The organism is Clostridium sp. 1001283B150225_161107_B6 (assembly GCF_015556325.1).
In the GTDB taxonomy this organism is placed as follows: Bacteria; Bacillota; Clostridia; order Lachnospirales; family Lachnospiraceae; genus Enterocloster.
In genome coordinates, this window is record NZ_JADNMD010000009.1 from 94010 (window position 1) to 118216 (window position 24207).

At 52.3% G+C, this 24207-nt stretch carries 18 protein-coding genes; 17 read left to right on the plus strand and 1 reads right to left on the minus strand.

Features of this window, described 5'->3' with window-relative positions:
• Window positions 1-58: 58 nt before the first annotated feature.
• The 12 genes from I2H39_RS19360 (at window position 59) to I2H39_RS19415 (ending at window position 13700) form a co-directional block, all read left to right on the plus strand.
• Window positions 59-928, plus strand: a complete 870-nt coding sequence (locus I2H39_RS19360) for a VirB6/TrbL-like conjugal transfer protein, CD1112 family (protein ID WP_118020467.1) — start codon at window positions 59-61, stop codon at window positions 926-928.
• A gap of 20 nt (window positions 929-948) precedes the next feature.
• Window positions 949-1404 (plus strand): PrgI family protein, encoded by a 456-nt coding sequence (locus I2H39_RS19365; protein WP_195627323.1) that lies wholly within the window; start codon window positions 949-951, stop codon window positions 1402-1404.
• Window positions 1361-3760 carry a VirB4-like conjugal transfer ATPase, CD1110 family gene (locus tag I2H39_RS19370; RefSeq protein ID WP_195627371.1) on the plus strand — a complete coding sequence of 800 codons (2400 nt, stop codon included), beginning with the start codon at window positions 1361-1363 and terminating at the stop codon, window positions 3758-3760. The genes I2H39_RS19365 and I2H39_RS19370 overlap by 44 nt, the downstream gene beginning before the upstream one ends.
• Before the next feature lie 2 nt (window positions 3761-3762).
• Window positions 3763-4137: a DUF3851 family protein gene (locus tag I2H39_RS19375; protein ID WP_002569211.1), complete on the plus strand. Its 375-nt coding sequence runs from the start codon at window positions 3763-3765 to the stop codon at window positions 4135-4137.
• Window positions 4130-5839 (plus strand): CHAP domain-containing protein, encoded by a 1710-nt coding sequence (locus I2H39_RS19380; RefSeq protein WP_118583039.1) that lies wholly within the window; start codon window positions 4130-4132, stop codon window positions 5837-5839. Before I2H39_RS19375 ends, I2H39_RS19380 begins: the two co-directional genes overlap by 8 nt.
• A 29-nt stretch (window positions 5840-5868) precedes the next feature.
• Window positions 5869-6120 carry a DUF4315 family protein gene (locus I2H39_RS19385; protein WP_008723337.1) on the plus strand — a complete coding sequence of 84 codons (252 nt, stop codon included), beginning with the start codon at window positions 5869-5871 and terminating at the stop codon, window positions 6118-6120.
• Window positions 6110-6862 (plus strand): DUF4366 domain-containing protein, encoded by a 753-nt coding sequence (locus I2H39_RS19390; RefSeq protein ID WP_009298983.1) that lies wholly within the window; start codon window positions 6110-6112, stop codon window positions 6860-6862. The genes I2H39_RS19385 and I2H39_RS19390 overlap by 11 nt, the downstream gene beginning before the upstream one ends.
• Before the next feature lie 150 nt (window positions 6863-7012).
• Window positions 7013-7720, plus strand: a complete 708-nt coding sequence (locus I2H39_RS19395; protein WP_009298984.1) for a hypothetical protein — start codon at window positions 7013-7015, stop codon at window positions 7718-7720.
• Complete coding sequence (locus I2H39_RS19400; RefSeq protein ID WP_195627324.1) at window positions 7701-9800, plus strand: type IA DNA topoisomerase; 2100 nt, start codon at window positions 7701-7703, stop codon at window positions 9798-9800. Before I2H39_RS19395 ends, I2H39_RS19400 begins: the two co-directional genes overlap by 20 nt.
• Window positions 9797-10075 (plus strand): immunoglobulin, encoded by a 279-nt coding sequence (locus I2H39_RS19405; protein WP_195627325.1) that lies wholly within the window; start codon window positions 9797-9799, stop codon window positions 10073-10075. The genes I2H39_RS19400 and I2H39_RS19405 overlap by 4 nt, the downstream gene beginning before the upstream one ends.
• 6 nt (window positions 10076-10081) lie before the next feature.
• The gene (locus I2H39_RS19410) at window positions 10082-13483 is read left to right on the plus strand and encodes an LPD28 domain-containing protein (RefSeq protein WP_195627326.1); all 3402 of its coding nucleotides are present in this window, start codon (window positions 10082-10084) and stop codon (window positions 13481-13483) included.
• Between the two features lies 1 nt (window position 13484).
• Window positions 13485-13700 carry a transposon-transfer assisting family protein gene (locus I2H39_RS19415; protein ID WP_002576226.1) on the plus strand — a complete coding sequence of 72 codons (216 nt, stop codon included), beginning with the start codon at window positions 13485-13487 and terminating at the stop codon, window positions 13698-13700.
• A gap of 95 nt (window positions 13701-13795) precedes the next feature.
• On the opposite strand, the gene I2H39_RS29290 is transcribed toward I2H39_RS19415, so the two are convergent.
• On the minus strand, window positions 13796-14563 hold the full coding sequence (locus tag I2H39_RS29290) for a hypothetical protein (protein ID WP_243281824.1): 768 nt from the start codon (window positions 14561-14563) through the stop codon (window positions 13796-13798).
• Here I2H39_RS29290 and I2H39_RS29295 point away from each other — a divergent pair.
• The 5 genes from I2H39_RS29295 (at window position 14550) to I2H39_RS19435 (ending at window position 24177) form a co-directional block, all read left to right on the plus strand.
• Window positions 14550-14906 carry a TnpV protein gene (locus I2H39_RS29295; protein WP_081016879.1) on the plus strand — a complete coding sequence of 119 codons (357 nt, stop codon included), beginning with the start codon at window positions 14550-14552 and terminating at the stop codon, window positions 14904-14906. The genes I2H39_RS29290 and I2H39_RS29295 overlap by 14 nt on opposite strands.
• A 119-nt stretch (window positions 14907-15025) precedes the next feature.
• On the plus strand, window positions 15026-22561 hold the full coding sequence (locus tag I2H39_RS19420) for an SNF2-related protein (protein WP_243281825.1): 7536 nt from the start codon (window positions 15026-15028) through the stop codon (window positions 22559-22561).
• A gap of 1 nt (window position 22562) precedes the next feature.
• Window positions 22563-23381 (plus strand): DUF3849 domain-containing protein, encoded by an 819-nt coding sequence (locus I2H39_RS19425; RefSeq protein WP_195627328.1) that lies wholly within the window; start codon window positions 22563-22565, stop codon window positions 23379-23381.
• A 2-nt stretch (window positions 23382-23383) separates the two neighbouring features.
• Window positions 23384-23722 carry a plasmid mobilization relaxosome protein MobC gene (mobC, locus tag I2H39_RS19430; RefSeq protein ID WP_002588979.1) on the plus strand — a complete coding sequence of 113 codons (339 nt, stop codon included), beginning with the start codon at window positions 23384-23386 and terminating at the stop codon, window positions 23720-23722.
• Between the two features lie 155 nt (window positions 23723-23877).
• A complete protein-coding gene (locus I2H39_RS19435; protein ID WP_002588980.1) occupies window positions 23878-24177 on the plus strand; it encodes a CD1845 family protein in 300 nt (99 codons plus the stop codon).
• Window positions 24178-24207: the final 30 nt, after the last annotated feature.

The following is a 24207-nucleotide window of genomic DNA, read 5'->3' on the forward strand; positions in this document are numbered from 1 at the left end:
TGAAATCCTTGCCGCTCCCGCAGCTTTGCGGGGGCGGCGGAAAGGAGGTTGACACCGTATGGATTTCTTACTTGAAGCCCTGACAAATTGGCTGAAAGAAATGCTGGTGGGCGGCATTATGAGCAACCTTTCGGGGATGTTTGACAGTGTAAATCAGCAGGTCGCGGATATATCCGTACAGGTAGGCCAGACTCCACAGGGATGGAATGGCAATATTTTCAGCATGATTGAGAATCTGTCCAACTCCATCATGGTGCCGATTGCAGGTGTGATTCTGGCTATCGTGATGACCGTAGACCTGATCCAGATGATTGCAGACAAGAACAACCTGCATGATGTGGATACCTGGATGATTTTCAAGTGGGTGTTCAAATCAGCTGCTGCCATCCTCATTGTCACAAACACATGGAATATCGTGATGGGCGTCTTTGATATGGCGCAGAGCGTGGTGGCGCAGGCGGCAGGGATTATCAATTCGGATGCGTCCATTGACATTTCCTCAGTTATGACCGATCTGGAACCGAGGCTGATGGAAATGGATCTGGGACCGCTGTTCGGACTGTGGTTCCAATCCCTCTTTATTGGCATTACCATGTGGGCGTTGTATATCTGTATCTTTATCGTTATTTATGGCCGTATGATCGAGATTTACCTTGTGACTTCGGTGGCTCCCGTTCCAATGGCTGCAATGATGGGTAAAGAATGGGGCGGTATGGGACAGAATTACCTCCGATCCCTGCTGGCGCTGGGCTTTCAGGCGTTTCTCATTATCGTCTGCGTGGCAATTTATGCTGTGCTGGTGCAGAACATCGCTCTGGAAGATGACATCATCATGGCGATCTGGAGCTGCGTGGGCTACACCGTACTGCTGTGCTTTACACTATTCAAAACCGGCAGCCTCGCAAAATCAGTCTTTCAGGCGCATTAAAACGGAAGGAGGTTCCCACATTGGCTTATGTACCCGTACCCAAGGACTTAACAAAAGTCAAAACAAAGGTCATGTTCAATCTGACCAAGCGGCAGCTTACCTGCTTCACGGGCGGAGCGCTTATTGGCGTACCGCTTTTCTTTTTGCTCAGAAAACCTACCGGAAACAGTGTAGCGGCTATGTGTATGATGCTGGTTATGCTGCCCTTCTTTATGCTGGCTATGTACGAAAAGCATGGACAGCCCCTTGAAAAGATCGTGGGCAACATTCTCAAAGTAGCTGTGATCCGTCCCAAGCAGCGTCCCTACCAGACCAATAACTTTTATGCCGTATTAAAGCGGCAGGAAATGCTCGATAAGGAGGTGTATGACATTGTTCACCGCAATGAAAAGCTGGCTGCGCCGTCTGCTGGGAAAACCGGAAGAAAAGACCGTGCAGCCGGTAAAGACAAAGAAAAAGCTGTCCCGCGCCGATAAGAAGCAGATTGAAGCGGCCATTGCCCGCGCCAACCGCACGGACAAAAAAGGAAAATCGGCACAGGACAGTATCCCCTATGAACGGATGTGGCCGGACGGGATCTGCCGTGTATCGGACAACCACTACACAAAGACCATTCAGTTTCAGGACATCAACTATCAGCTCTCCCAAAATGAAGATAAGACCGCGATCTTTGAGGGCTGGTGTGATTTCCTCAATTATTTCGACAGCTCGATTCATTTCCAGCTGTCTTTTTTGAACCTTGCGGCATCGGAGGAGACCTTTGCCAACTCCATTTCCATCCCGCCCCAGGGGGATGCCTTTGACAGTATCCGTGAGGAATACACCACGATGCTGCAAAATCAGCTGGCCAGAGGCAACAACGGTCTCATCAAGACCAAATACCTGACCTTTGGTATTGACGCTGACAGCATCAAAGCCGCCAAGCCCCGTCTGGAGCGTATTGAGACTGATATACTCAATAACTTCAAGCGTCTTGGTGTAGCTGCCAGGACACTGGACGGTAAGGAAAGGCTTTCCCAGCTTCATGCGGTATTCCACATGGATGAACAGCTCCCGTTTCAGTTTGAATGGGATTGGCTGGCTCCTTCCGGTCTGTCCACAAAAGATTTTATTGCACCAAGCTCCTTTGAGTTCCGCACCGGCAAGCAGTTCCGTATGGGCAAGAAATACGGGGCTGTTTCTTTTTTGCAGATCCTTGCACCGGAGCTGAATGACCGTCTGCTGGCTGATTTTCTGGATATGGAAAGCTCGCTCATTGTGAGTATGCACATTCAGTCGGTGGATCAGGTGAAAGCCATCAAAACGGTAAAGCGCAAGATTACCGACCTGGACCGCAGTAAGATTGAGGAACAGAAAAAAGCAGTCCGCGCCGGATACGACATGGACATCATTCCTTCTGACCTTGCCACCTACGGCAGCGAAGCGAAAAAGCTGTTGCAGGATTTGCAGAGCCGAAACGAGAGAATGTTCCTGGTCTCCTTTTTGGTGCTGAACACAGCGGACACCCCCCGTCAGCTTGGCAACAACATCTTTCAGGCAGGCTCTATTGCCCAGAAGTATAACTGCCAGCTGACCAGACTGGACTTCCAGCAGGAAGAAGGGCTGATGAGCTGTCTGCCCCTGGGACTCAATCAGATCGAGATTCAGCGAGGGCTGACCACCAGTTCTACGGCTATCTTTGTACCATTCACCACACAGGAATTATTCCAGAACGGCAAGGAAGCGCTGTACTACGGCATCAATGCCCTGTCCAACAACCTCATCATGGTGGATAGAAAGCTGCTGAAAAACCCCAACGGCTTGATTTTGGGTACGCCGGGTTCCGGTAAGTCTTTCAGCGCCAAGCGTGAGATTGCCAACTGCTTTTTGCTTACCAATGATGATGTCATCATCTGTGACCCGGAAGCGGAGTACGCACCTCTGGTGGAGCGTCTGCATGGGCAGGTCATCAAGATCTCGCCTACCTCAACCAACTACATCAATCCGATGGATCTGAATCTGGACTATTCGGATGATGAAAGCCCGCTGTCCCTCAAGTCTGACTTTATCCTCAGCTTGTGTGAGCTGATCGTGGGCGGTAAGGACGGATTGCAGCCGGTGCAGAAAACCATCATCGACCGTTGTGTGCGTCTGGTCTATCAGACCTACCTCAATGACCCGCGCCCGGAGAATATGCCCATACTGGAGGACCTATATAACCTGCTCCGTTCACAGGAGGAAAAGGAAGCCCAGTATATCGCCACGGCCCTTGAAATCTATGTAACCGGCTCCCTCAATGTGTTCAACCACCAGAGCAATGTGGACATCAATAACCGCATTGTCTGCTATGACATTAAGGAGCTGGGCAAGCAACTCAAGAAAATCGGTATGTTGGTGGTCCAGGATCAGGTGTGGAACCGCGTTACCATTAACCGCGCTGCCCACAAGTCCACCCGTTATTACATCGACGAGATGCACCTGCTTTTGAAGGAGGAGCAGACCGCCGCTTATACGGTGGAAATCTGGAAGCGATTCCGCAAATGGGGCGGTATTCCGACAGGTATCACCCAGAATGTCAAAGACCTTTTGAGCAGCCGCGAGGTGGAGAACATCTTTGAAAACTCCGACTTCGTGTATATGCTCAACCAGGCAGGCGGAGACCGTCAGATTCTCGCCAAGCAGCTGGGCATTTCCACGCACCAGCTTAGCTATGTGACCCACTCCGGTGAGGGCGAGGGCCTGCTGTTCTATGGCTCCACCATCCTGCCCTTCGTTGACCACTTCCCGAAGAATACTGAGCTTTACCGCATTATGACCACCAAACCCCAGGAACTGAAAAAGGAGGATGAATAACTATGAAACAGAATATTTGCGAACTTGATACCATGATTTTTTTCCGTGAGGCATTGGAGGCTCACGAATTCATGTTGCTTCCGGTAATGGCCTCCGCTGTTGTTGAGTGTCGTACCGCTGACAAAGAACTCAAAACCTTGAATGAGGATGGCGAAATTGGTCTTGCCCGTCTCTTTTCGATTTGGGCGAATATGATGTGTGCCCCTGGTGCAGCAACCATTGTAGGGTGCAGACCTATCACAATGCTCTCTGAGATTCTGGCGCAAGTCCATGCGTATCTCACCGTGCATCCGCTATATGATCCGGAAGGTTTGGCCCTCTATGTGGAGCTGCACCACATGATGGATGCTATCCTAATGGGTGATTGGTTTGAATAAAGAGCCGCGCCTGCGCTTTACTGATGAGGAACGGGCTGACCCTGCACTGGAAAAGCCGATCCGCAAAACGGAGAAAGCTACGGCCAGAGCAGATAAGGCGCAGGCCAATATTCCAAAGAAAAAAGTCAGACAGACGGTCATTGACCCGGACACCGGGAAAAAGACCTCGAAGCTGACCTTTGAGGACAAGAAAAAACCACCTTCCAAACTTTCTCAAGGGGTTAAGGAAGCTCCCGTCCATCTGGTCGCGGGCAAGTTTCACAAAGAGATCCGGGAAACAGAACAGGACAATGTGGGTGTGGAAAGCGCCCACAAGTCCGAGGAGGCGGTGGAGACCAGCGCTTATCTGGTGCGGGAGGGCTATCGCAGCCACAAGCTGAAGCCGTACCGCAAAGCAGCCCAGGCCGAGCAGAAGCTGGAAAAGGCAAATGTAAATGCCCTGTACCAGAAGTCCCTACGGGAAAATCCTCAGTTTGCCAGCAACCCTCTCTCCCGCTGGCAGCAAAAACAGAGTATCAAAAAGCAGTATGCCGTCGCCAAGCGCACCGGTCAGACTGCCGGAAATACCGCCCAGGCTGCGTCCAAAACCGGAAAAGCCGCAAGGACGGTAAAAGAAAAGGCACAGCAGGCAGGGGCATTCGTCATGCGCCACAAGAAGGGCTTCCTGATCGCAGGGGTTTTGTTCCTCATCGTCTGTATGCTGATGAATACCATGTCCTCCTGCTCTATGATGGCACAGAGTATTGGTTCTGTAATTTCCGGCACTACCTATCCATCGGATGACCCGGAAATGCTGGCGGTGGAGGCAGATTATGCAGACAGAGAAGCTCGGTTGCAGGAGAAAATCGACAACATCGAAAGCAGCCACCCAGGGTATGACGAGTATCGCTATAACCTGGATATGATTGGCCATGACCCCCATGAGCTGGCGGCAGTTCTCTCTGCTGTCTTGCAAGGCTATACACGCCACAGCGCACAGGCAGAGTTGAGTCGTGTGTTTGATGCACAGTATCAGCTCACGCTGAGAGAAGAAATTCAGATTCGCACTTACACTGACGAAGACGGGGATGAGCATGAATATGAATATCGTATTCTCCATGTAACTTTAACAAGCCGTTCCATTGCCTCTCTTGCGCCAGAACTACTGACTCCGGAGCAGATGGAGATGTACCAGGTCTACCGACAGACTATGGGCAATAAGCCGCTGTTATTTGGTGGCGGTTCCCCCGATACAGGTGTTTCTGAAGATTTGACTGGTGTTGAATTTATCAATGGCTCCCGCCCCGGCAATCCGCAGCTGGTGGAACTGGCGAAAAGTCAGGTGGGCAATGTGGGAGGACAACCTTATTGGAGCTGGTACGGCTTTGACTCCCGTGTGGAATGGTGTGCCTGCTTTGTATCATGGTGCTATGGTCAATCCGGTCGAACGGAACCACGCTTTGCTGGTTGTCAGTCTCAGGGTGTTCCGTGGTTCCAGTCTCATGGACAGTGGGGCGCACGAGGATATGAAAACATTGCCCCCGGTGATGCCATTTTCTTCGATTGGGATCTGGATGGTTCCGCAGACCATGTGGGAATTGTTGTCGGCACCGATGGCAGCCGTGTTTATACCGTGGAGGGAAATTCCGGCGATGCCTGCAAGATCAAAAGTTATGACCTGAATTATCAGAGTATCAAGGGCTACGGCCTGATGAACTGGTAACAGAGATTTTTTAGAAGGAGTGATAGACGATGGCAAAGAACAAAATTGAACGCATTGACCAGGAGATTACAAAGGTCCGCGAGAAGATCGCAGAATATCAGGAAAAGCTCAAGGCGCTGGAGGCACAGAAAATCGAGGCAGAAAATCTGGAGATCGTCCAGATGGTGCGCGCTTTGCGTATGACCCCTGCCCAGCTGAGCGCCATGCTGTCCGGCGGCACAGTTTCCGGCAGTATGGTGGATGACAACAACGAACAGGAGGAAAACAGCTATGAGGAATAAACGATTGCTCCGAACACTTTCCGCCCTTTGCCTGACGCTGGTTCTGGCATCGGGCTTTACTGTTCCCGCTTTTGCCCAGGGCGCAGCGCCGCCCCCGGCAGAGGATACCACCAATGACAGCAATGTGGTGGTGGAAGAAACGGAAAAAGCACCTCCGCTGACCCCGGATGGCAACGCCGCTCTGGTGGATGATTTTGGTGGCAACAAGCAGCTCATTACCGTTACCACCAAGGCAGGCAACTATTTTTATATCCTGATCGACAGGGCCAACGAAGATAAAAAGACTGCTGTTCACTTTCTGAACCAGGTGGATGAAGCGGACCTGATGGCACTGATGGAAGATGGAAAACCCAAAGAGGAGCCGCCTGCTGTGTGCAGCTGTTCGACAAAATGTGAAACAGGGACAGTCAATACGGCCTGCCCGGTCTGTGCAACCGATATGAGCAAATGTACGGGCAAAGCACCGGAACCTCCGGCAGAAACACCGGAGCCGGAAAAAGAGAAGCCTGCCGGACTGAACCCGGCTGCCCTGATCCTTCTGCTGGCTCTGCTGGGCGGCGGTGGCGTATTTGCCTACTTGAAGCTCGTTAAGAATAAGCCTAAGACCAAGGGCAATGACAGCCTGGACGATTATGATTATGGCGAGGAAGATTCCGAGGAATGGGAAACCGAAGATGAGGAAGTCCTTGAGGATGGTTTTGAGGGTTCTGACCCTAATGAGGAACGCGATAGAGCAGATTGAACTATTTGAGCGTAGCGTATTTCAAATCATTGCGGGATAAGGGACAGAGGACAGGGAGAAATTCCTGTCCTCTGCTGCTCTATTCACTCTCTTACTGTAAATCCACACCCAAAATCAGCAGCACATGGTCAAAGAAAGGAGGACCTCACAATGAACACCTGGAACTGGTTATTACACTTTCTGATTATTTTTGATCTGGTCGCCTTCGGAATTTACTTTGGAGGAGACATTCTTTTCACTGCTATCAGCAAAGTTCAAAAAAAGTCAAAGAAGGACGATGACTTGGATCTTTATGATTTTGAAATTGAGACCGCACCCCAAAAGCGCTCTTTATGTGTGGACTCAATCCGAATGCTTTATTCTGGTGAGATAGATGAATTTGTGGAAAAGGAGCTGTTGCTTGATGCAGCGGAGACCATGAACGCTTTATCTGAAGCTGAAAAAACAGCCGTTAGCCTGTTACTAAAAGCTTATATCGGTTTTTTGAGCGAAGAAGCAACGGTAGATGAACAAAGTTTTCCCATGGTTAAGGAACTGTTGTCTTATACACAGGGCAGCAAAGAAGATGGTGAAAAAGATGCCATAGATTGTCTGATGGAAGATACGGTCAGCAGAACCCACAGACATCGAGAATATTACAACAATTATCAACGCTATCAACTGATGCAGGTGGATAAAGAGCGTGTGATTATGGCCTGCAATATCATAATCAATGATTTGATTGGCAGGTTGTACCGATATGATTATCGCTTTGGCTATGACATTACACTTGCCTCAGAACACAGCATTGCAAAAAAACTGTCTGATAATTGGCAGAATGAATGGGAGGTTGAAGATTATGAAGCTGGTGATTGCTGAAAAACCATCGGTTGCACAAAGTCTGTCGGCGGTGATTGGTGCAACCGCCCGTAAGGACGGGTATCTGGAGGGCAGCGGTTGGCGTGTCAGCTGGTGCGTGGGCCATCTGGCCGGGCTTGCGGATGCAGACAGTTATGACCCCAAGTACGCCAAGTGGCGATATGATGACCTGCCTATCCTGCCGGAGCATTGGCAGATGGTGGTGGGAAAGGACAAGAAAAAGCAGTTTGATATTCTCAAAAAGCTGATGAACGCCCCGGATGTGACGGAAGTGGTAAATGCCTGTGATGCCGGACGCGAGGGCGAGCTGATCTTCCGCAGCGTCTATGAGCTGTCAGGCTGCCAAAAGCCGATGAAAAGGCTCTGGATTTCTTCGATGGAGGACTCCGCCATAAGGGAGGGCTTTGCAAACCTGCGCCCAGGTGTAGATTATGATGGACTTCGGGATGCTGCTCTCTGCCGTGCCAAGGCCGACTGGCTGGTGGGGATCAATGCCACAAGGCTTTTTTCCGTGCTGTACCACCGCACCCTCAACATCGGGCGCGTGATGTCCCCAACGCTGGCACTGATTGTTCAGCGAGAAGCTGAGATCGACACCTTTAAGCAGGTTCCCTTTTATACCGTGGCGCTGGAGCTGCCCGGTCTTACCGTATCCGGGGAGCGCATGAGTGACCGAGCAAGCGCAGAGCAGCTGAAAGAAGCCTGTCAGGGTGCAGCTGTCACAATCAAAAAAGTGGAGTGCAAGGAAAAATCCGAAAAGCCGCCTGCCCTCTATGACCTGACTACTCTGCAAAGAGATGCCAACCGCCTGCTTGGATTTACAGCCCAGCAGACCCTGGACTATCTGCAAAGCCTGTATGAAAAGAAGCTCTGCACCTATCCCCGTACTGACAGCCGCTATCTGACCGGTGATATGGCAGACAGCCTGCCGGTGCTGGTGAATCTGGTTGCCAATGCTATGCCATTTCGCAAAGGGATCGCCATTACCTGTGATCCGCAGACGGTCATCAACGACAAGAAAGTAACCGACCACCACGCAGTAATCCCTACCAGAAATCTCAAGGATGCAGACCTTTCTGCCCTTCCTGCGGGAGAAAAAGCGGTGCTGGAGCTGGTGGCCCTGCGTCTGCTGTGTGCCGTGGCCCAGCCCCATATCTATTCGGAAACCGTTGTGATTGCAGCGTGTGCCGGTGGGGAGTTTACTACCAAAGGAAAAACGGTGAAGCACCCCGGATGGAAAGCACTGGAGGACGCCTACCGTGCCAAAATGAAGGATGCGGAGCCGAAAAAAGAGGGCGCAGAGAAAGCCCTGCCGGAGCTGACTGAAGGACAGACCCTTTCGGTTGCTGCGGCAATCGTCAAAGAAGGCAAAAGCAGTCCGCCCCAGCACTTTACGGAGGACACCCTATTGTCCGCGATGGAGACTGCTGGAAAAGAGGATATGCCGGAGGATGCCGAACGAAAGGGTCTGGGGACACCGGCCACCCGTGCCGGTATTTTGGAAAAGCTGGTATCTGCCGGTTTTCTGGAACGAAAAAAGAGCAGGAAAACGGTGCAGCTTCTCCCTTCCCACGATGCAGTTTCCCTGATCACCGTTCTGCCGGAACAACTGCAATCGCCGCTTCTGACTGCCGAGTGGGAGTACCGACTGGGCGAGATCGAGCGCGGGCAGCTTGCCCCAGAGGAGTTTTTGGACGGGATCAGCACCATGCTGAAAGACTTGGTGGGAACTTATCAGGTCATCAAGGGAACTGAGTACCTGTTCTCCCCGCCCCGTGATGTGGTAGGCAAATGCCCTCGCTGCGGCGGTGAAGTTGCAGAACTGCAAAAAGGCTTCTTCTGTCAGAATGATTCTTGCAAATTTGCAATCTGGAAAAATAACAAATGGTGGGCTGCCAAGAAAAAACAGCCGACCAAGGCTGTGGTGTCTGCACTGCTGAAAGATGGCCGTGTCCGTGTAACGGGCCTATATTCTGAGAAAACTGGCAAGACCTACGATGCCACTGTGGTTTTGGAGGACGATGGACAGTACGCCAACTTTAAGCTGGAATTTGACCAGCGGAAAGGAGGCAGCCGATGAAGCTCTCTTTAGTGGAACGGGAAACCATTTTCCTCTATAACCAGGCAGAACCAATGGCTGAGGTCTACACCCACGATCCCCGTCTGATGGAGAAGCTGGAACTGCTGGCAAAAAAGCACCCCGACCAGATCACCCGAAAGGACGCCCATAACTTTACCGTCCCCAAGCGGTGTGTATCAGTCAGGGAGCCATATAGCGCAGAACGCCGCAAAGCTGCCAGTGAGCGTGCGAAAGCTGCCGGATACCAGCCCCCTGCGAGAAAGTCCGACAGTTAAAGGCACATGGCAGAGAATGTATTTGAAGCGGTCAAGCAGTCGGTCAGCACCAGAGATGCGGCAGCGTTTTATGGGATTGAGGTCAAACGAAATGGTATGGCCTGCTGTCCCTTTCACGAGGATAAGAACCCCAGCATGAAGGTAGACCAGCGGTTCCACTGCTTTGGCTGCGGTGAAGATGGGGATGTGATCGACTTTACCGCAAAGCTCTTTGACCTCTCCCCAAAAGAAGCGGCAGAGAAATTGGCACAGGACTTTGGCCTGATCTATGACAGTCAGGCCCCTCCCCGTAGGAGATATGTCCGGCAGAAAACAGAGGCACAAAAGTTTCGGGAGGACCGGCAGCGGTGTTATCGCGTACTGTCCGATTACTACTATCTGCTGAAAAAATGGGAGGCCGACAATTCTCCCCGGACACCGGAGGAAGAACCGCACCCCCGTTTTGTGGAAGCAATCCAGAAGAAAACCTATGTAGAGTACCTGTTGGACCTTTTTCTTTATGAAAGTGAAGAAGAACAAAAGGCATGGATTGCAGAACACACAGCAGAAATCACACACTTGGAAAGGAGATTGAAAATCATGGCTGAGAACAAACCCACCAACCGAGAGCGGCTAAGGGAAATCACAGATGGCATCGAGCAGGGGATCAAGGAACTGTTTGAGAGTGAAAAGTATATGCGCTATCTGTCCGTCATGTCCCGCTTCCACCGCTATTCGGTAAACAACACCATGCTCATCTATATGCAGAAGCCGGACGCTACATTGGTAGCCGGATACAATAAGTGGAAAGACCAGTTTGAGCGTCATGTAAAAAAGGGCGAGCATGGCATTACCATCATTGCTCCCACACCATATAAGAAGAAAATCGAGGAGCAGAAACTGGACCCGGATACCAAGGCTCCGATTTTGGATAAAGACGGAAAGATCGTCACAGAGGAAAAAGAAATCGAGATCCCCATGTTTCGCCCGGTCAAGGTCTTTGATGTGAGCCAGACCGATGGGAAACCTTTGCCTGAGCTTGCTTCCTCCCTTTCCGGCAATGTGCCAAATTATGAGGCATTCATGGAGGCTCTGCGCCGCAGTGCGCCGGTGCCGATCACTTTTGAAGCAATGGCCGCCGATACGGACGGCTATTTTTCTGCCGATCATCAGAAAATCGCCATTCGTCAGGGCATGAGTGAGGTGCAGACGGTTTCGGCCACAGTACACGAGATTGCCCACAGCAAGCTCCACAATCAGAAAAAGATTCAGATTGCCAATGACGAGCAATATCAGGAGATCGAGCTGTTTGATAAACCCGGTCTGTTCTCCAATGGGCGGATTGTCCGTGATAATCTGCCGGAGGGCGTTTATTGCTATGACCTGCGCGGTTCTGACTACGACCCCGGAGAGCCGGTCTGTGTAGAAGAACAAGTAGTTGTAAACCATGCAGGTTCCGTTCTGCTGACAGAGCCGCTGGAGCTGGCGGAAGATGGACGCCTGATGCTGACCGAGGAAGAAGGGCTGAATTTTGTTGGCGGCTTTTCTACCCTCACCCAGTTTTTGCAAGAACAGAGGAAAGACCGCCACACGGAGGAAGTGGAGGCTGAAAGCATCTCCTATGCGGTCTGCAAATATTTTGGCATCGAGACCGGAGAAAACAGCTTCGGCTATATTGCAAGCTGGAGCCAGGGCAAAGAGCTGAAAGAGTTGAGAGCCAGTTTGGAGACCATCAACAAAACCTCCGGCACTTTGATCTCCGACATTGAGCGCCACTATAAGGAAATCTGCAAAGAGCGCGGAATCGACCCTCATGCAAAGGCAGAGTCGGAAACCGCCCCGATAGAGCAGCCAGCAGATGCCATTAAGGTATCTGATAGGCTGCCGACCGGCGATCTGACCTACTATGTAGCAGAGTGCATGGAATTTCCAAACCTCGGAGAATACCACGATAATCTGTCTTTGGAGGAAGCAATCCGCATTTATCAGGAGATTCCGGCAGAACGAATGAACGGGATCAAGGGCATTGGTTTTGAGCTGAAAGACGGAAGCGACTATGAAGGACCTTTTCCGATTTTGACCGGCCAGACCATTGACCTGGACACCATCCAGGCAATCGACTATTACCGTGATAATCCTCTGGTGCAAAAAGCGGTAAAGGAACTGGCTGCGGCAATGCCGGAAATGGAGGTACTGGGGGCGGATGCCAACCAGCAGGAGGCTTTGTTTCTGATTGACGATGCCACCTATCTTCATATCCAGTCCTGTGACAGCGGCTGGGACTATACCCTTTACGATGCCGCGTCCATGAAAGAGTTGGATGGTGGTCAGCTGGATATGCCGGAGATTTCCCGCATGAAGGCAGTTCTCCAGATTTGTGATGACAACGATTTGGGCAGAGACTCGGTAAAATACGCACCGTTGTCCATGATTGAGACCTTGCAGGAAGCTGCCTACCAGCAGATGCAGGCAGAGGCCAGTCAGATGGCTGCTTCTTCTCAGCTGCCGGAAGCACAAGAGCAGGCGCTGGATGAATACCCCATGCCGGATGAGCAGGTCTCTACACCGGATATGCAGGAATATGGATACTCCTATGATGGGATGCTCCCTGTTACCAGAGAACGGGCGCTGGAACTGGATGCCGCCGGTTTGACTGTCTATGTGCTGCATGAGGACAATACGGAAAGTATGGTATTTGACTCGCAGGAAATCATGGATCATGGCGGCATTTTCGGTGTGGACCGTGAGGAATGGGAGAAAAGCCCTCAGTTCCACGAAAAGGTCATGGAGCGTCAGAAACATCAGCAGGAACGAGAACAGGCATTTCTCTCCCAGAACAGAAACTGTTTTGCCATCTATCAGGTGAGCCGTGACGATCCGCAGAATGTGCGCTTTATGAATCTGGACTGGTTAGAGTCCCATGATGTTTCCGTAGACCGCAGCAATTATGACCTCATTTACACCGCTCCGCTGAGGGAGTCTGGCACGGTACCGGAGCAGCTGGAAAAACTATATGAGCAGTTTAATCTGCAAAAACCGGCGGATTTTCACAGTCCTTCTATGAGTGTTAGTGACATCGTTGCGATCAAGCAGGACGGTAAGGTATCCTGTCATTACTGTGACAGTGTTGGTTTTACCCAGATCCCCGGATTCCTGCCGGAAAATCCGCTGAAAAATGCAGAGATGGCCGTGGAGGACGATTACGGCATGATCGACGGTATCATCAACAATGGCGCAAAAGAGCCTACGGTGGCAGAGCTGGAACAGCAGGCTCGAAGCGGTCAGCCTATCTCCCTCATGGACTTGGCTGATGCCGTTCATCGGGAGGAACGGGATAAGAAAAAATCCGTTGTGGATCAGCTGAAAAGCCAGCCCAAAGCGGAACACAAAAAGACAGCACCCAAAAAGAGTGCGGAAAGGGAGATTTGATATGGGAAACTTTACTTTTGAGGAAATGAACCTGATGTGCATTTACAATACCGGCAGCCGCACCGGACTGATCGACAGCCTGCGTGAGATGCGCGGCGAGCTGGCCCCGGAGGAAACCGAGCTGCGGGAGTTGACAGACAGCGCACTGGGCAAGCTCCAAGCCATGAGTGATGCCGAGTTTGCCGAGCTGGAATTGTACCCGGATTTTGACCAGTAAACACCATAATCGCAGGGATGGGGTGGCAATATGCTACCCCATCTTTTACCCAAAAACCGAAAGGAGGACAGAACACTATGCCAACCAAAGCTGAACTATATGCACAGATGGCGGACAAGGTGGCAACGCAGCTCACGGGGAGCTGGCAGGAATGGGCAGGGTTTCTCACCACTGCTTCCCGACTTTACAAATACCCGTTCCATGAACAGCTGATGATCTACGCCCAGCGACCGGACGCCACTGCCTGTGCGGAGTACGATTTGTGGAATGAAAAGATGGGCCGTTATGTAAGGCGCGGTTCCAAGGGAATCGCTCTGGTGGATGATTCCGGGGACAGACCTCGCCTGCGTTATGTCTTTGACATTTCCGACACCGGAACCCGTGAACATTCCCGCACTCCCTGGCTGTGGCAGTTGGAGGAGCGCCATCTGGATTCCGTGCAGGCCATGCTGGAGCGCACCTATGATGTTTCCGGTGATGATCTTGCCGGACAGCTCACGGAGGTAGCTGGAAAACTGGCCGAGGAATATTGGACGGAGCATCAGCAGGACTTCTTCTATATCGTTGACGGTTCCTTTTTGGAGGAATATGATGAGTTTAACATCGGAGTACAGTTCAAGGCAGCAGCCACCGTCAGCATCACTTACGCTTTGATGTCCCGCTGCGGACTGGAGCCGGAACGCTACTTCGACCACGAAGATTTCATGGCAATCTTTGATTTCAATACCCCGTCCACCATCGGGGCGCTGGGAACAGCGGTCAGCCAGATCAACCAGCAGGTGCTGCGGCAGATCGGCGTTACCGTCCGAAATGCAGAGCGCGAAGCCAACCAAGAAAGGAGCAAACAAGATGAACAATCCCATGACCTATATCCAGAACGGAGACTATCTGATTCCCGACCTGAAGTTGAGCCAGCAGCCGGAGAAACCCCTGGGCAAGTACGGCAGGATGAGGAAAACCTACCTGAAGGAACATCGTCCCATCCTCTACAACCAGATGTTGCTGAGCGAGAAGTTGTACCCGCACCTTCTGGAGATCGACGAGACCGCCCAGAGCAGACTGGAGCAGATGATGCCCCAGCTGGCGAAGGAAGCGGGAGCCACCGAGGAACTGAAAGCCAGCGATCCCATGAAGTGGGTGGGGCTGATGAACACCTGCAAAGCTCAGGCCGAGGAAATCCTGATGGCGGAGCTTATCAACAGCTGACTCTAAACCTGTTCCTCTCCGAAGCGGAACAGATCCAATCCATAGATGAAGCAGAGAATGTAGCGCATACATCCTCTGCTTTTTCTTTTGCCCAAAATGACATCGACCATGTGTTGCGTTTGGGCGGCAATACAGACCGTCAAAGGGAGCGTGTGGTTGCAGCCTTTGAAAAGCAGAAAACCACCGCTGAGATTGCCGAGATACTGAAAACGCTGTACCACGGCGGCAACGGCCTTGGCAGCGTGAGCGCATGGTATGCCGAGGATGGTATCCATCTTTCCCACGGGAAGTCTGTCCGTTATGACAGGTCTGCCCAGGTCATTTCCTGGGAGAGTGCCGCAGAGCGTATCGGGGAGCTTTTGGAGAGTGGTCAGTTCGCCTCCAATGTGGAGCTTGCAGAAGCGGCAGGTTATGAACGCTCCCTCCTTTCAGAAAAGCTCTGGTATCTGTACCACGATTTCAGCGAGGAAGCCAGAAAAGCCGGATATTTGTCCTGCCTGTCAGAGATCAAAGGCAATGGGTTCCCAGAGGAGACCCGCCGCCTGACGGAGCAGCTGAGTGACCCGGCTTTCCGCCAGACACTCAAGGAAGAATACGCCGCCTTCTGGACCGCTTATCAGCAGGACCGTGACCTGTTGCGCTTTCACTACCACAGACCAAGGGAGATTTGGGAGAATCTGAAGGACCTTGACCTGCCCCGCAGGACTTTTTCTTCAGACCTTTCCCAAGTGCCAACCGTCCAGCATTTCATTACCGAGGATGAGATCGACGCCGCCATGACCGGCGGCAGCAGTTTTGCCGGAGGAAAAGGCCGTATCTATGCGTTCTTCATGGAAAACCATACGGATAAGGAGAAAGTAAGATTCCTCAAAGATGAGTATGGTATTGGCGGACGCTCTCATGCCCTGTCCGGCGCAACACACAGCGGCGAAGATCACGATGGGAAAGGACTGCACTATAAAAAGCAGGACTGCCCGGATGTTCACTTGAACTGGGAAAAGGTTGCCAAGCGCATTACCTCTCTTGTCCGGAAAGGCCGCTATCTTACCGAACAGGAACAAGCGCAGTATGACAAGATCCAGGCTGAAAAGGATCTGGCAGAAGAAGATGCCATTCATGCCCAGCAGCCGGAGATAGAGGAAGAAACGCCAAAGCCTACCCTTGGGGAGCAGTTTGAGCAGTATAAGCCTGTGGTGACTGCCGCCATATCTGAGGATGTGGCATATCGAAATGCCTGCGGTCATTCCGACCGTGAAAATGCTGTCATCGAGGGCAATGCCGCTGTGCGCCGTGCGGTTCTTGGCTCTAAGGATATGGAGCTGATTCGGCTCTATTCCGATGTGCCGGAGTTCCGTCAGCGTCTGCACCGGGAAGTGATCGACGAGACCTATCCAAAGCTCCATGAGCTTCTGCGCCCTCTTTCTCAGGAGGATATTGATACCGCCCTTTGTGCATGGAACGGCAATATTGAGAGTAAACACGCTGTTGTCCGCTATATGAAAGACCATGCAAGAGAAAAAGATACCGCTGCATGGCTGGCTCAGGAATACGGTGGCAGCAACAGCCCGTTCGTTGTCCGTGCCGGAAGCCCGGAGGAAACACAGCTGCCCTGGCCGAAGGTACAGCGCAGGCTTGCCCAGCTCATTCAGGAGGACCGGTTCTATACCGAAGAAGAACAGGACCGTTTTGACGACATCGACCCAATCGCCATCCGGGAAGCCCTGGAGGAAAGAGGGATCGTCAACGGACAGGTGGCAGACCCGGAAAAACTGGACAATGACCCGTTTATCCAACAGGTGATGTCGGATGCCGAGCAGATCGCAGCTGCCGAGACAGAACAGACTTCCGAGGTTTCCATTTCCGATGAGGAATATGATGCAGTTCGCCGCCCGACTCCGCAAAGAACCTCCTATGACCCTGCCGCCCCGGTTTATGCCGTGGGTGATACCGTGTATATCGAGGATGACGCTTATCAGATCACCGAGCTGAGGGATGACACCGTACAGCTTCTGCCCACCGGCATGGTATATCCCATCTATCGGGCAGAGCGCAAAGAACAGTTCGAGCAGCTGCTTCGGGCAGACCTCCGCAATGCTTACTATACCGAGTTTCTTCCCATTGACCCGGACAAGGCAGATCAAGACTTGCGGGATGTATTGTCCCATGGACTGATGGATGAAGCAGATAAACAGCAGCTTTCCACGCTACTTCAATCCGGCAGGAGCAACAGTGAGATCGCCTACTGGCTGAGCAGGGCTTATCCTCGTGAGATTGAGACGCTGGATTTGGAGAACGGCGATATTGCCGATTACCGTACCACGACACAGGGCATGGAGCTGGAAGTCATGGATGCAGAGGAAAAGCGTCTGGCTGTGCTGTATTTCCGCTGGGATGAGGTTGCGCCTTTGCTGCGCGGGATGTATGCCCGTCAGCTGGATGGCTTTGGACAAGAACAGCCCCAACCGTCTGCTGAATCCCTGACCTTTCATTCCGAGACCGTGGCAGTCTATCCGGGCGATAAGAACCATCTACCTTATGATGTGGTGGTGGAACGGTTGCATATTGAGGAGCCGGAGCCGCCAGCCCCTGTAACAGAGCCGGAAAAAACCTTTGAGGAAGTGTTGGATGAACACCCGGTTTCCATTCAGGTCAACGGCCAGTGGCAGACCTTCCCCAATGCCAAAGCTGCCGAGGAAGCCTCCTATGAGGAATACAAGGCTAACCTGCGCCGCAATGCACAGAACTTCCGCATTACCGATGAGCATTTGGGCGAAGGCGGTCCAAAAGCCAAGTTCCAAGCAAATGTTAATGCCATTCGTTTGCTGAAAGAGCTGGAATCTGCCGGACAGCAGGCAAGCCCCGAACAACAGGAGATTCTTTCCCGCTATGTGGGCTGGGGCGGTATTCCTGATGCTTTTGACCCAGAGAAACTGGCATGGGCTTCCGAGTATACCCAGCTGAAAGAGCTGCTGACCCCGGAGGAATATGCCGCCGCCAGAAGCTCTACCCTCAATGCCCATTACACCAGCCCTACGGTTATCCAGGCAATCTATGAAGCGGTGGGGCGCATGGGCTTTGAGACCGGAAATATTTTGGAGCCATCTATGGGTGTGGGCAACTTCTTCGGTATGCTGCCGGAGGAAATGAGAAACAGCCGTTTGTACGGTGTGGAGCTGGACCCGGTTTCCGGGCGTATCGCAAAGCAGCTCTATCCCAAGGCGGACATCACAGTAGGCGGCTTTGAGACCACTGACAGGCGGGACTTCTTTGACCTTGCCATCGGCAATGTGCCTTTTGGTCAGTATCAGGTCAATGACAAAGCCTACAACAAGCTGAATTTCAACATTCATAATTACTTTTTCGCCAAAGCATTGGATCAGGTGCGTCCCGGCGGTGTGGTAGCTTTTGTGACCTCCCGCTATACCATGGATGCCAAGGATTCCACCGTGCGCCGCTATCTTGCCCAGCGTGCCGAGCTGCTGGGAGCGATCCGTCTGCCTAATGATGCGTTCAAAAAGAATGCCGGTGCCGAGGTGGTGTCGGACATCATCTTTCTCCAAAAGCGGGACCGTCCGCTGGACATCGTGCCGGAATGGACTCAGACCGGACAAACGGAGGATGGGTTTGCCATCAACCGGTATTTTATCGACCACCCGGAAATGGTGCTGGGCAGACAGGAGCCGGTAAGCACTGCTCATGGTATGGATTACACCGTGAACCCTATCGAGGGACTGGAGCTTTCCGACCAGCTGCATGATGCTGTGAAGTACATTCATGGCACTTATCAGGAGGCAGAGCTGCCGGAGCTGGGCGAAGGCGAAGCCATTGACACCTTCATTCCTGCCGATCCTAATGTGAAGAACTATTCCTATGCCATTGTAGACGGGCAGGTGTACTACCGGGAAAACAGCCGCATGGTGCGCCCGGATCTCAACACCACCGCAGAAGCCCGCGTAAAAGGTCTTGTGGGACTGCGTGATTGTGTGCAGGAACTGATCGACCTTCAGATGGATGCAGCGGTTCCGGACAGCACCATTACCCAAAAGCAGGCGGAACTGAACAGCCTGTATGACAGCTTTTCTGAAAAATATGGCCTTATCAATGACCGTGCAAACCGACTGGCCTATGCAGATGATTCTTCCTATTACCTGCTCTGTGCGCTGGAAGTCATCGACGAGGACGGAAAGCTGGAACGCAAGGCAGATATGTTCACCAAACGGACCATCAAGCCCCATCAGGCGGTGGCTGTGGTGGATACGGCAAGTGAAGCACTGGCGGTGTCCATCTCGGAAAAAGCCTGCGTGGATATGGACTATATGAGCCAGCTTACCGGAAAAACAAAAGAAGAACTGGCCGGAGAGCTGCAAGGCGTCATCTTCCGTATACCGGGACAGTTGGAGCAGGACGGAACGCCCCATTATGTGACTGCTGATGAATACCTCTCTGGCAATGTACGCCGCAAACTGCGTCAGGCGCAGCGGGCGGCACAGCAGGACCCGGTTTATGCAGTCAATGTGGAAGCTCTTACCGCCGCCCAGCCCAAAGACCTGGATGCGTCGGAGATTGAGGTGCGTCTGGGCGCTACCTGGATCGACAAAGAGTACATCCAGCAGTTTATGTACGAGACCTTCAACACCCCGTTTTATCTCCAGCGCAGTATCGAGGTCAACTATTCGTCCTTTACCGCTGAATGGCAGATCAAGGGGAAATCTTCTGTATCCTACAACGATGTGGCAGCTTATACCACCTATGGGACCAGTCGTGCCAATGCCTACAAGATTTTAGAGGACAGCCTGAACCTGCGGGATGTCCGCATCTATGACACCATAGAGGACGCAGACGGAAAAGAGCGCCGCGTGCTGAACGCCAAGGAGACCACCCTGGCGGCTCAAAAACAGCAGGCGATCCGGGAAGCCTTTAGGGACTGGATCTGGAGAGACCCGGAGCGCCGCCAGACTTTGGTGCGTCAGTACAACGAAGAAATGAACTCTACCCGTCCCCGCGAATATGATGGAAGCCATATCACTTTTGGGGGCATGAACCCGGCCATTACCCTGCGGGAACACCAGAAAAGCGCCATTGCCCATGTGCTGTATGGAGGAAATACCCTGTTGGCACATGAAGTAGGCGCAGGCAAAACTTTTGAGATGGTGGCCGCTGCGATGGAAGCCAAACGCCTGGGACTGTGCCAGAAATCTCTCTTTGTGGTTCCCAACCACCTGACTGAGCAGTGGGCATCGGAGTTTCTGCGCCTCTATCCTTCTGCCAACATCTTAGTCACAACCAAAAAGGACTTTGAGACCCATAACCGCAAGAAGTTCTGCGCCCGTATTGCGACCGGTGACTACGACGCCATCATCATGGGACACAGCCAGTTTGAGCGTATCCCCATCAGCCGGGAGCGTCAGGAACGGCTTCTCTATGAGCAGATCGACGAGATCACCGAGGGTATCGCAGAGGTGCAGGCCAGCGGCGGCGAGCGTTTTACCGTCAAGCAGCTGGAGCGTACCAGAAAGTCTCTGGAAGCCAGACTGGAAAAGCTGCAAGCCGAGGGGCGAAAAGATGATGTGGTAACTTTTGAGCAGCTGGGTGTGGACCGGCTGTTTGTGGACGAGGCCCACAACTACAAGAACCTGTTTTTATACACAAAAATGCGGAATGTGGCTGGTCTTTCCACATCGGACGCGCAGAAATCCTCCGATATGTTTGCCAAGTGCCGCTATATGGATGAGATCACCGGAAACCGTGGCGTGATCTTTGCCACCGGTACACCGGTCAGCAACTCCATGACCGAGCTTTACACCATGCAGCGTTATCTTCAATATGAACGCCTGCAAGAACTGAACATGACCCACTTCGACTGCTGGGCTTCCCGATTTGGGGAGACCGTCACAGCATTGGAGCTGGCACCGGAAGGCACCGGATACCGGGCAAGAACGAGATTCAGCAAGTTCTTTAATCTGCCGGAGCTGATGAACCTGTTCAAAGAAGTGGCGGACATTAAGACTGCCGACCAGTTAAATCTCCCTACCCCGGAAGTGGAGTACCACAACATCGTGGCGCAGCCCACCGAACATCAGCAGGAAATGGTCAAGACCCTTTCGGAGCGCGCATCGCTGGTACACAGCGGAACTGTTGACCCGTCCCAGGATAACATGCTCAAGATTACCTCGGATGGCCGTAAGTTGGGGCTTGACCAGAGGATCGTCAACCAGATGCTGCCGGACGAACCTGGCACAAAGGTCAATCAGTGTGTGGACAACATCATGCAGATCTGGCGGGACGGCAAAGCTGACAAGCTGACCCAGCTGGTGTTCTGCGACATTTCTACACCACAGGCCAAAGCTCCTGCAAGCAAGGCGGCGAAAACGCTGGATAATCCACTGCTTCACGCATTGGAAGGCGCTGTGCCTCTGCCGGAACAGGAACCGACCTTTACGGTATATGACGATATTCGTCAGAAACTCATTGCTCAGGGGATGCCTGCCGACCAGATCGCTTTTATCCATGAAGCCAATACCGAAGTGCGGAAAAAGGAGCTGTTCTCTAAAGTCCGTACCGGTCAGGTTCGTGTCCTTTTGGGCAGCACCGCCAAGATGGGCGCAGGCACCAATGTGCAGGACCGTCTGGTGGCACTTCATGACCTGGACTGTCCGTGGAGACCGGGAGACCTTGCCCAGCGCAAGGGCCGTATCGAGCGCCAGGGCAACCAGAATCCTCTTGTCCATGTGTACCGCTATGTGACCGAAGGAACCTTTGACGCATACCTCTGGCAGACGGTGGAGAATAAGCAAAAATTCATCAGCCAGATCATGACTTCTAAATCGCCGGTGCGCTCCTGCGATGATGTGGATGAAACAGCCCTCAGTTTTGCAGAGATCAAGGCTTTGTGTGCCGGAGATCCCCGCATCAAGGAGCGCATGGATTTGGATGTGGAGGTATCCCGCCTGAAGCTGATGAAAGCCGACCACCAGAGCAAGCAATATCGTCTGGAGGACCAGCTGCTCAAATACTTCCCGGAGGAGATTGAAAAGCACAAAGGTTTTATCAAGGGCTTTGAATCCGATCTGGAGGTTTTGGCAGCGCACCCGCACCCGGAGGACGGCTTTGCCGGTATGGAGATCCGTGGAGATCTGCTGACCGATAAGGAGAACGCCGGTGCTGCCCTTTTGGATGCCTGCAAGGAGGTCAAAACCTCCGATCCGGTACAGATCGGCAGCTACCGGGGCTATGCCATGTCCGTGGAATTTTCCGCTTGGAAACAGGAATATACGCTCCTGTTGAAAGGCCAGATGACCCACAGGGCAACCCTTGGTACAGACCCTCGCGGAAATCTTACCCGCATCGACAATGCCCTCGCCCAGATGCCACAGCGTCTGGAGGCGGCAAAGGCCCAGCTGGATAACCTCTATCAGCAGCAGGCTGCCGCAAAGGAGGAAGTTGGAAAGCCATTCCTTTATGAAGAAGAACTGAGAAGCAAAAACGCCCGTCTGGTGGAGCTGGATACCCTGCTCAACATCGACGGAAAGGGACCGGCACACGATGAAGCTGTCGTTGCCAAAAGCACACGGCCTTCGGTATTGGATCATCTGAAACGCCCGGTGCCGCCCCGCAGTACTGACAAGAAACCAAAACAACATGAGGAGGTGCGATAACATGAATACCAACGATTTGAATATGGCCCTTTATGAAAAGATGGCCGCTGAGCAGGACAAATACAGGGACTGGCTGAAAAGCCAGCCCCCGGAAGAAATCCTGCACCACACCTATGAGTACACCATCCGTGAGGACATCGTGATGGCGATGGAGGAGCTGGAGCTGACCGACGCACAGGCCCAGGCGCTTTTGGAATCTCCCTCGCCGCTGGCGGATGTGTACCGTTATTTTGAAAAGCTGGAGACCGGCTATATGGATATGATCCGGGACAGCATTGAGAACCGTGCCGACGATGTGTGCAGAGCTAAAGAGGAACTGCGAACAACACCAATCTATCCCCATTCAGCTGCCTATGCGAGAGAACATGGGGAGCTGGAGCAGTACCGAGCTTCCAACAATGTAAATCTCCAATGCAAGGAGTCCATTGAAGCGGCGGTGCGGGAACACTTCGACGGAATGTATCTCAGCCACGATGCGGCAAAGGGTGTGGTCGAGACCTATGGCATGGAGCGTGTATCTATGGTTCTGTCTAACACGATCCAGCTTCAGGACTGGGATGGGCGCTACTCCCGACGCAACAAAGAATGGGCCAAGACCATTCCTAATGAGAATCCCGAAACCGTCCGTTGTGGTTATGCCTTAAACAGCCACCCTGCTGTGCTGGATGGTTTTATTGATCTGGTGCGTGAAGAACAGCAGCGCAGCCGTACCCAGAGAGAAAAACTGGAACCGTCCCGTCCCTCAGTACGGGATAAGCTCAAACAGGAGCTGCCCGCCAATAAGTCTGCCGCCCCGAAAAAACGGGAGCCGGAGCGATAACTATGGCAAAGCGTAAGCGGGATATGCAATTAAACTTTAGAGTTTCAGCGGAGGAGCTTGCTGTGATTGAGCAAAAAATGTCTCAGTTTGGAACCTCCAACCGTGAAGCCTATCTAAGAAAAATGGCGCTGGATGGGTATGTAGTCAAGCTGGAGCTGCCGGAGCTGAAGGAGCTTGTTTCCCTGATGCGCCGAAGCAGCAACAACTTAAACCAGCTGACCCGTAAAGTGCATGAGACCGGGCGGGTTTATGATGCTGACTTGGAGGATATATCCCAGCGGCAGGAACAGTTATGGGAGGGCGTAAAGGAAATCCTTACCCAGCTTTCCAAACTTTTATAACGGGGATAGATACTCCATTTGCGGAGGGAGGAACGGCGTTTCTTCGCCGCACCTTCCTCCGCTTTTTCTTTTTGTCTGTATCCTTGTCTTTTGCCTGTCCGTACCGGATAATATGATTAGAAAAGATACCAAGAACGCTGCAAGGAGGAAATGACATGAAGATTTTGAAAGGGCTTTTGATGATTATAACTGCACCGGTCATTTTGGTTCTGACACTTTTTGTCTGGCTCTGCACAGGGCTGATCTACATATCCGGTCTGGTGCTCGGCCTGTTCAGTACCGTGATTGCTCTGCTTGGTGTGGCTGTGCTGCTTACCTATTCCCCGCAGAATGGTGTGATTTTGCTGGTTATGGCATTTTTGATTAGCCCTATGGGGCTGCCGTTGGCTGCAATCTGGCTGATGGGTAAGGTGCAGAGTTTGAAATTTGCAATTCAGGAGTTGGTTTATGGATAAAAATACGCAAAACCATAAAAATGCCAGACA

What these genes read in the sequence shown, in the direction of transcription:
- I2H39_RS19375 (WP_002569211.1), top strand. Translation starts at nt 3,763, where the DNA reads ATGAAACAGAATATTTGCGAACTTGATACCATGATTTTTTTCCGTGAG.
- I2H39_RS29290 (WP_243281824.1), bottom strand. Translation starts at nt 14,563, where the DNA reads ATGGGATTGTTCATCTTGTTTGCTCCTTTCTTGGTTGGCTTCGCGCTC.
- I2H39_RS19405 (WP_195627325.1), top strand. Translation starts at nt 9,797, where the DNA reads ATGAAGCTCTCTTTAGTGGAACGGGAAACCATTTTCCTCTATAACCAG.
- I2H39_RS19360 (WP_118020467.1), top strand. Translation starts at nt 59, where the DNA reads ATGGATTTCTTACTTGAAGCCCTGACAAATTGGCTGAAAGAAATGCTG.
- I2H39_RS19410 (WP_195627326.1), top strand. Translation starts at nt 10,082, where the DNA reads ATGGCAGAGAATGTATTTGAAGCGGTCAAGCAGTCGGTCAGCACCAGA.
- I2H39_RS19395 (WP_009298984.1), top strand. Translation starts at nt 7,013, where the DNA reads ATGAACACCTGGAACTGGTTATTACACTTTCTGATTATTTTTGATCTG.
- mobC (WP_002588979.1), top strand. Translation starts at nt 23,384, where the DNA reads ATGGCAAAGCGTAAGCGGGATATGCAATTAAACTTTAGAGTTTCAGCG.
- I2H39_RS29295 (WP_081016879.1), top strand. Translation starts at nt 14,550, where the DNA reads ATGAACAATCCCATGACCTATATCCAGAACGGAGACTATCTGATTCCC.
- I2H39_RS19415 (WP_002576226.1), top strand. Translation starts at nt 13,485, where the DNA reads ATGGGAAACTTTACTTTTGAGGAAATGAACCTGATGTGCATTTACAAT.
- I2H39_RS19435 (WP_002588980.1), top strand. Translation starts at nt 23,878, where the DNA reads ATGAAGATTTTGAAAGGGCTTTTGATGATTATAACTGCACCGGTCATT.
- I2H39_RS19425 (WP_195627328.1), top strand. Translation starts at nt 22,563, where the DNA reads ATGAATACCAACGATTTGAATATGGCCCTTTATGAAAAGATGGCCGCT.
- I2H39_RS19390 (WP_009298983.1), top strand. Translation starts at nt 6,110, where the DNA reads ATGAGGAATAAACGATTGCTCCGAACACTTTCCGCCCTTTGCCTGACG.
- I2H39_RS19400 (WP_195627324.1), top strand. Translation starts at nt 7,701, where the DNA reads ATGAAGCTGGTGATTGCTGAAAAACCATCGGTTGCACAAAGTCTGTCG.
- I2H39_RS19385 (WP_008723337.1), top strand. Translation starts at nt 5,869, where the DNA reads ATGGCAAAGAACAAAATTGAACGCATTGACCAGGAGATTACAAAGGTC.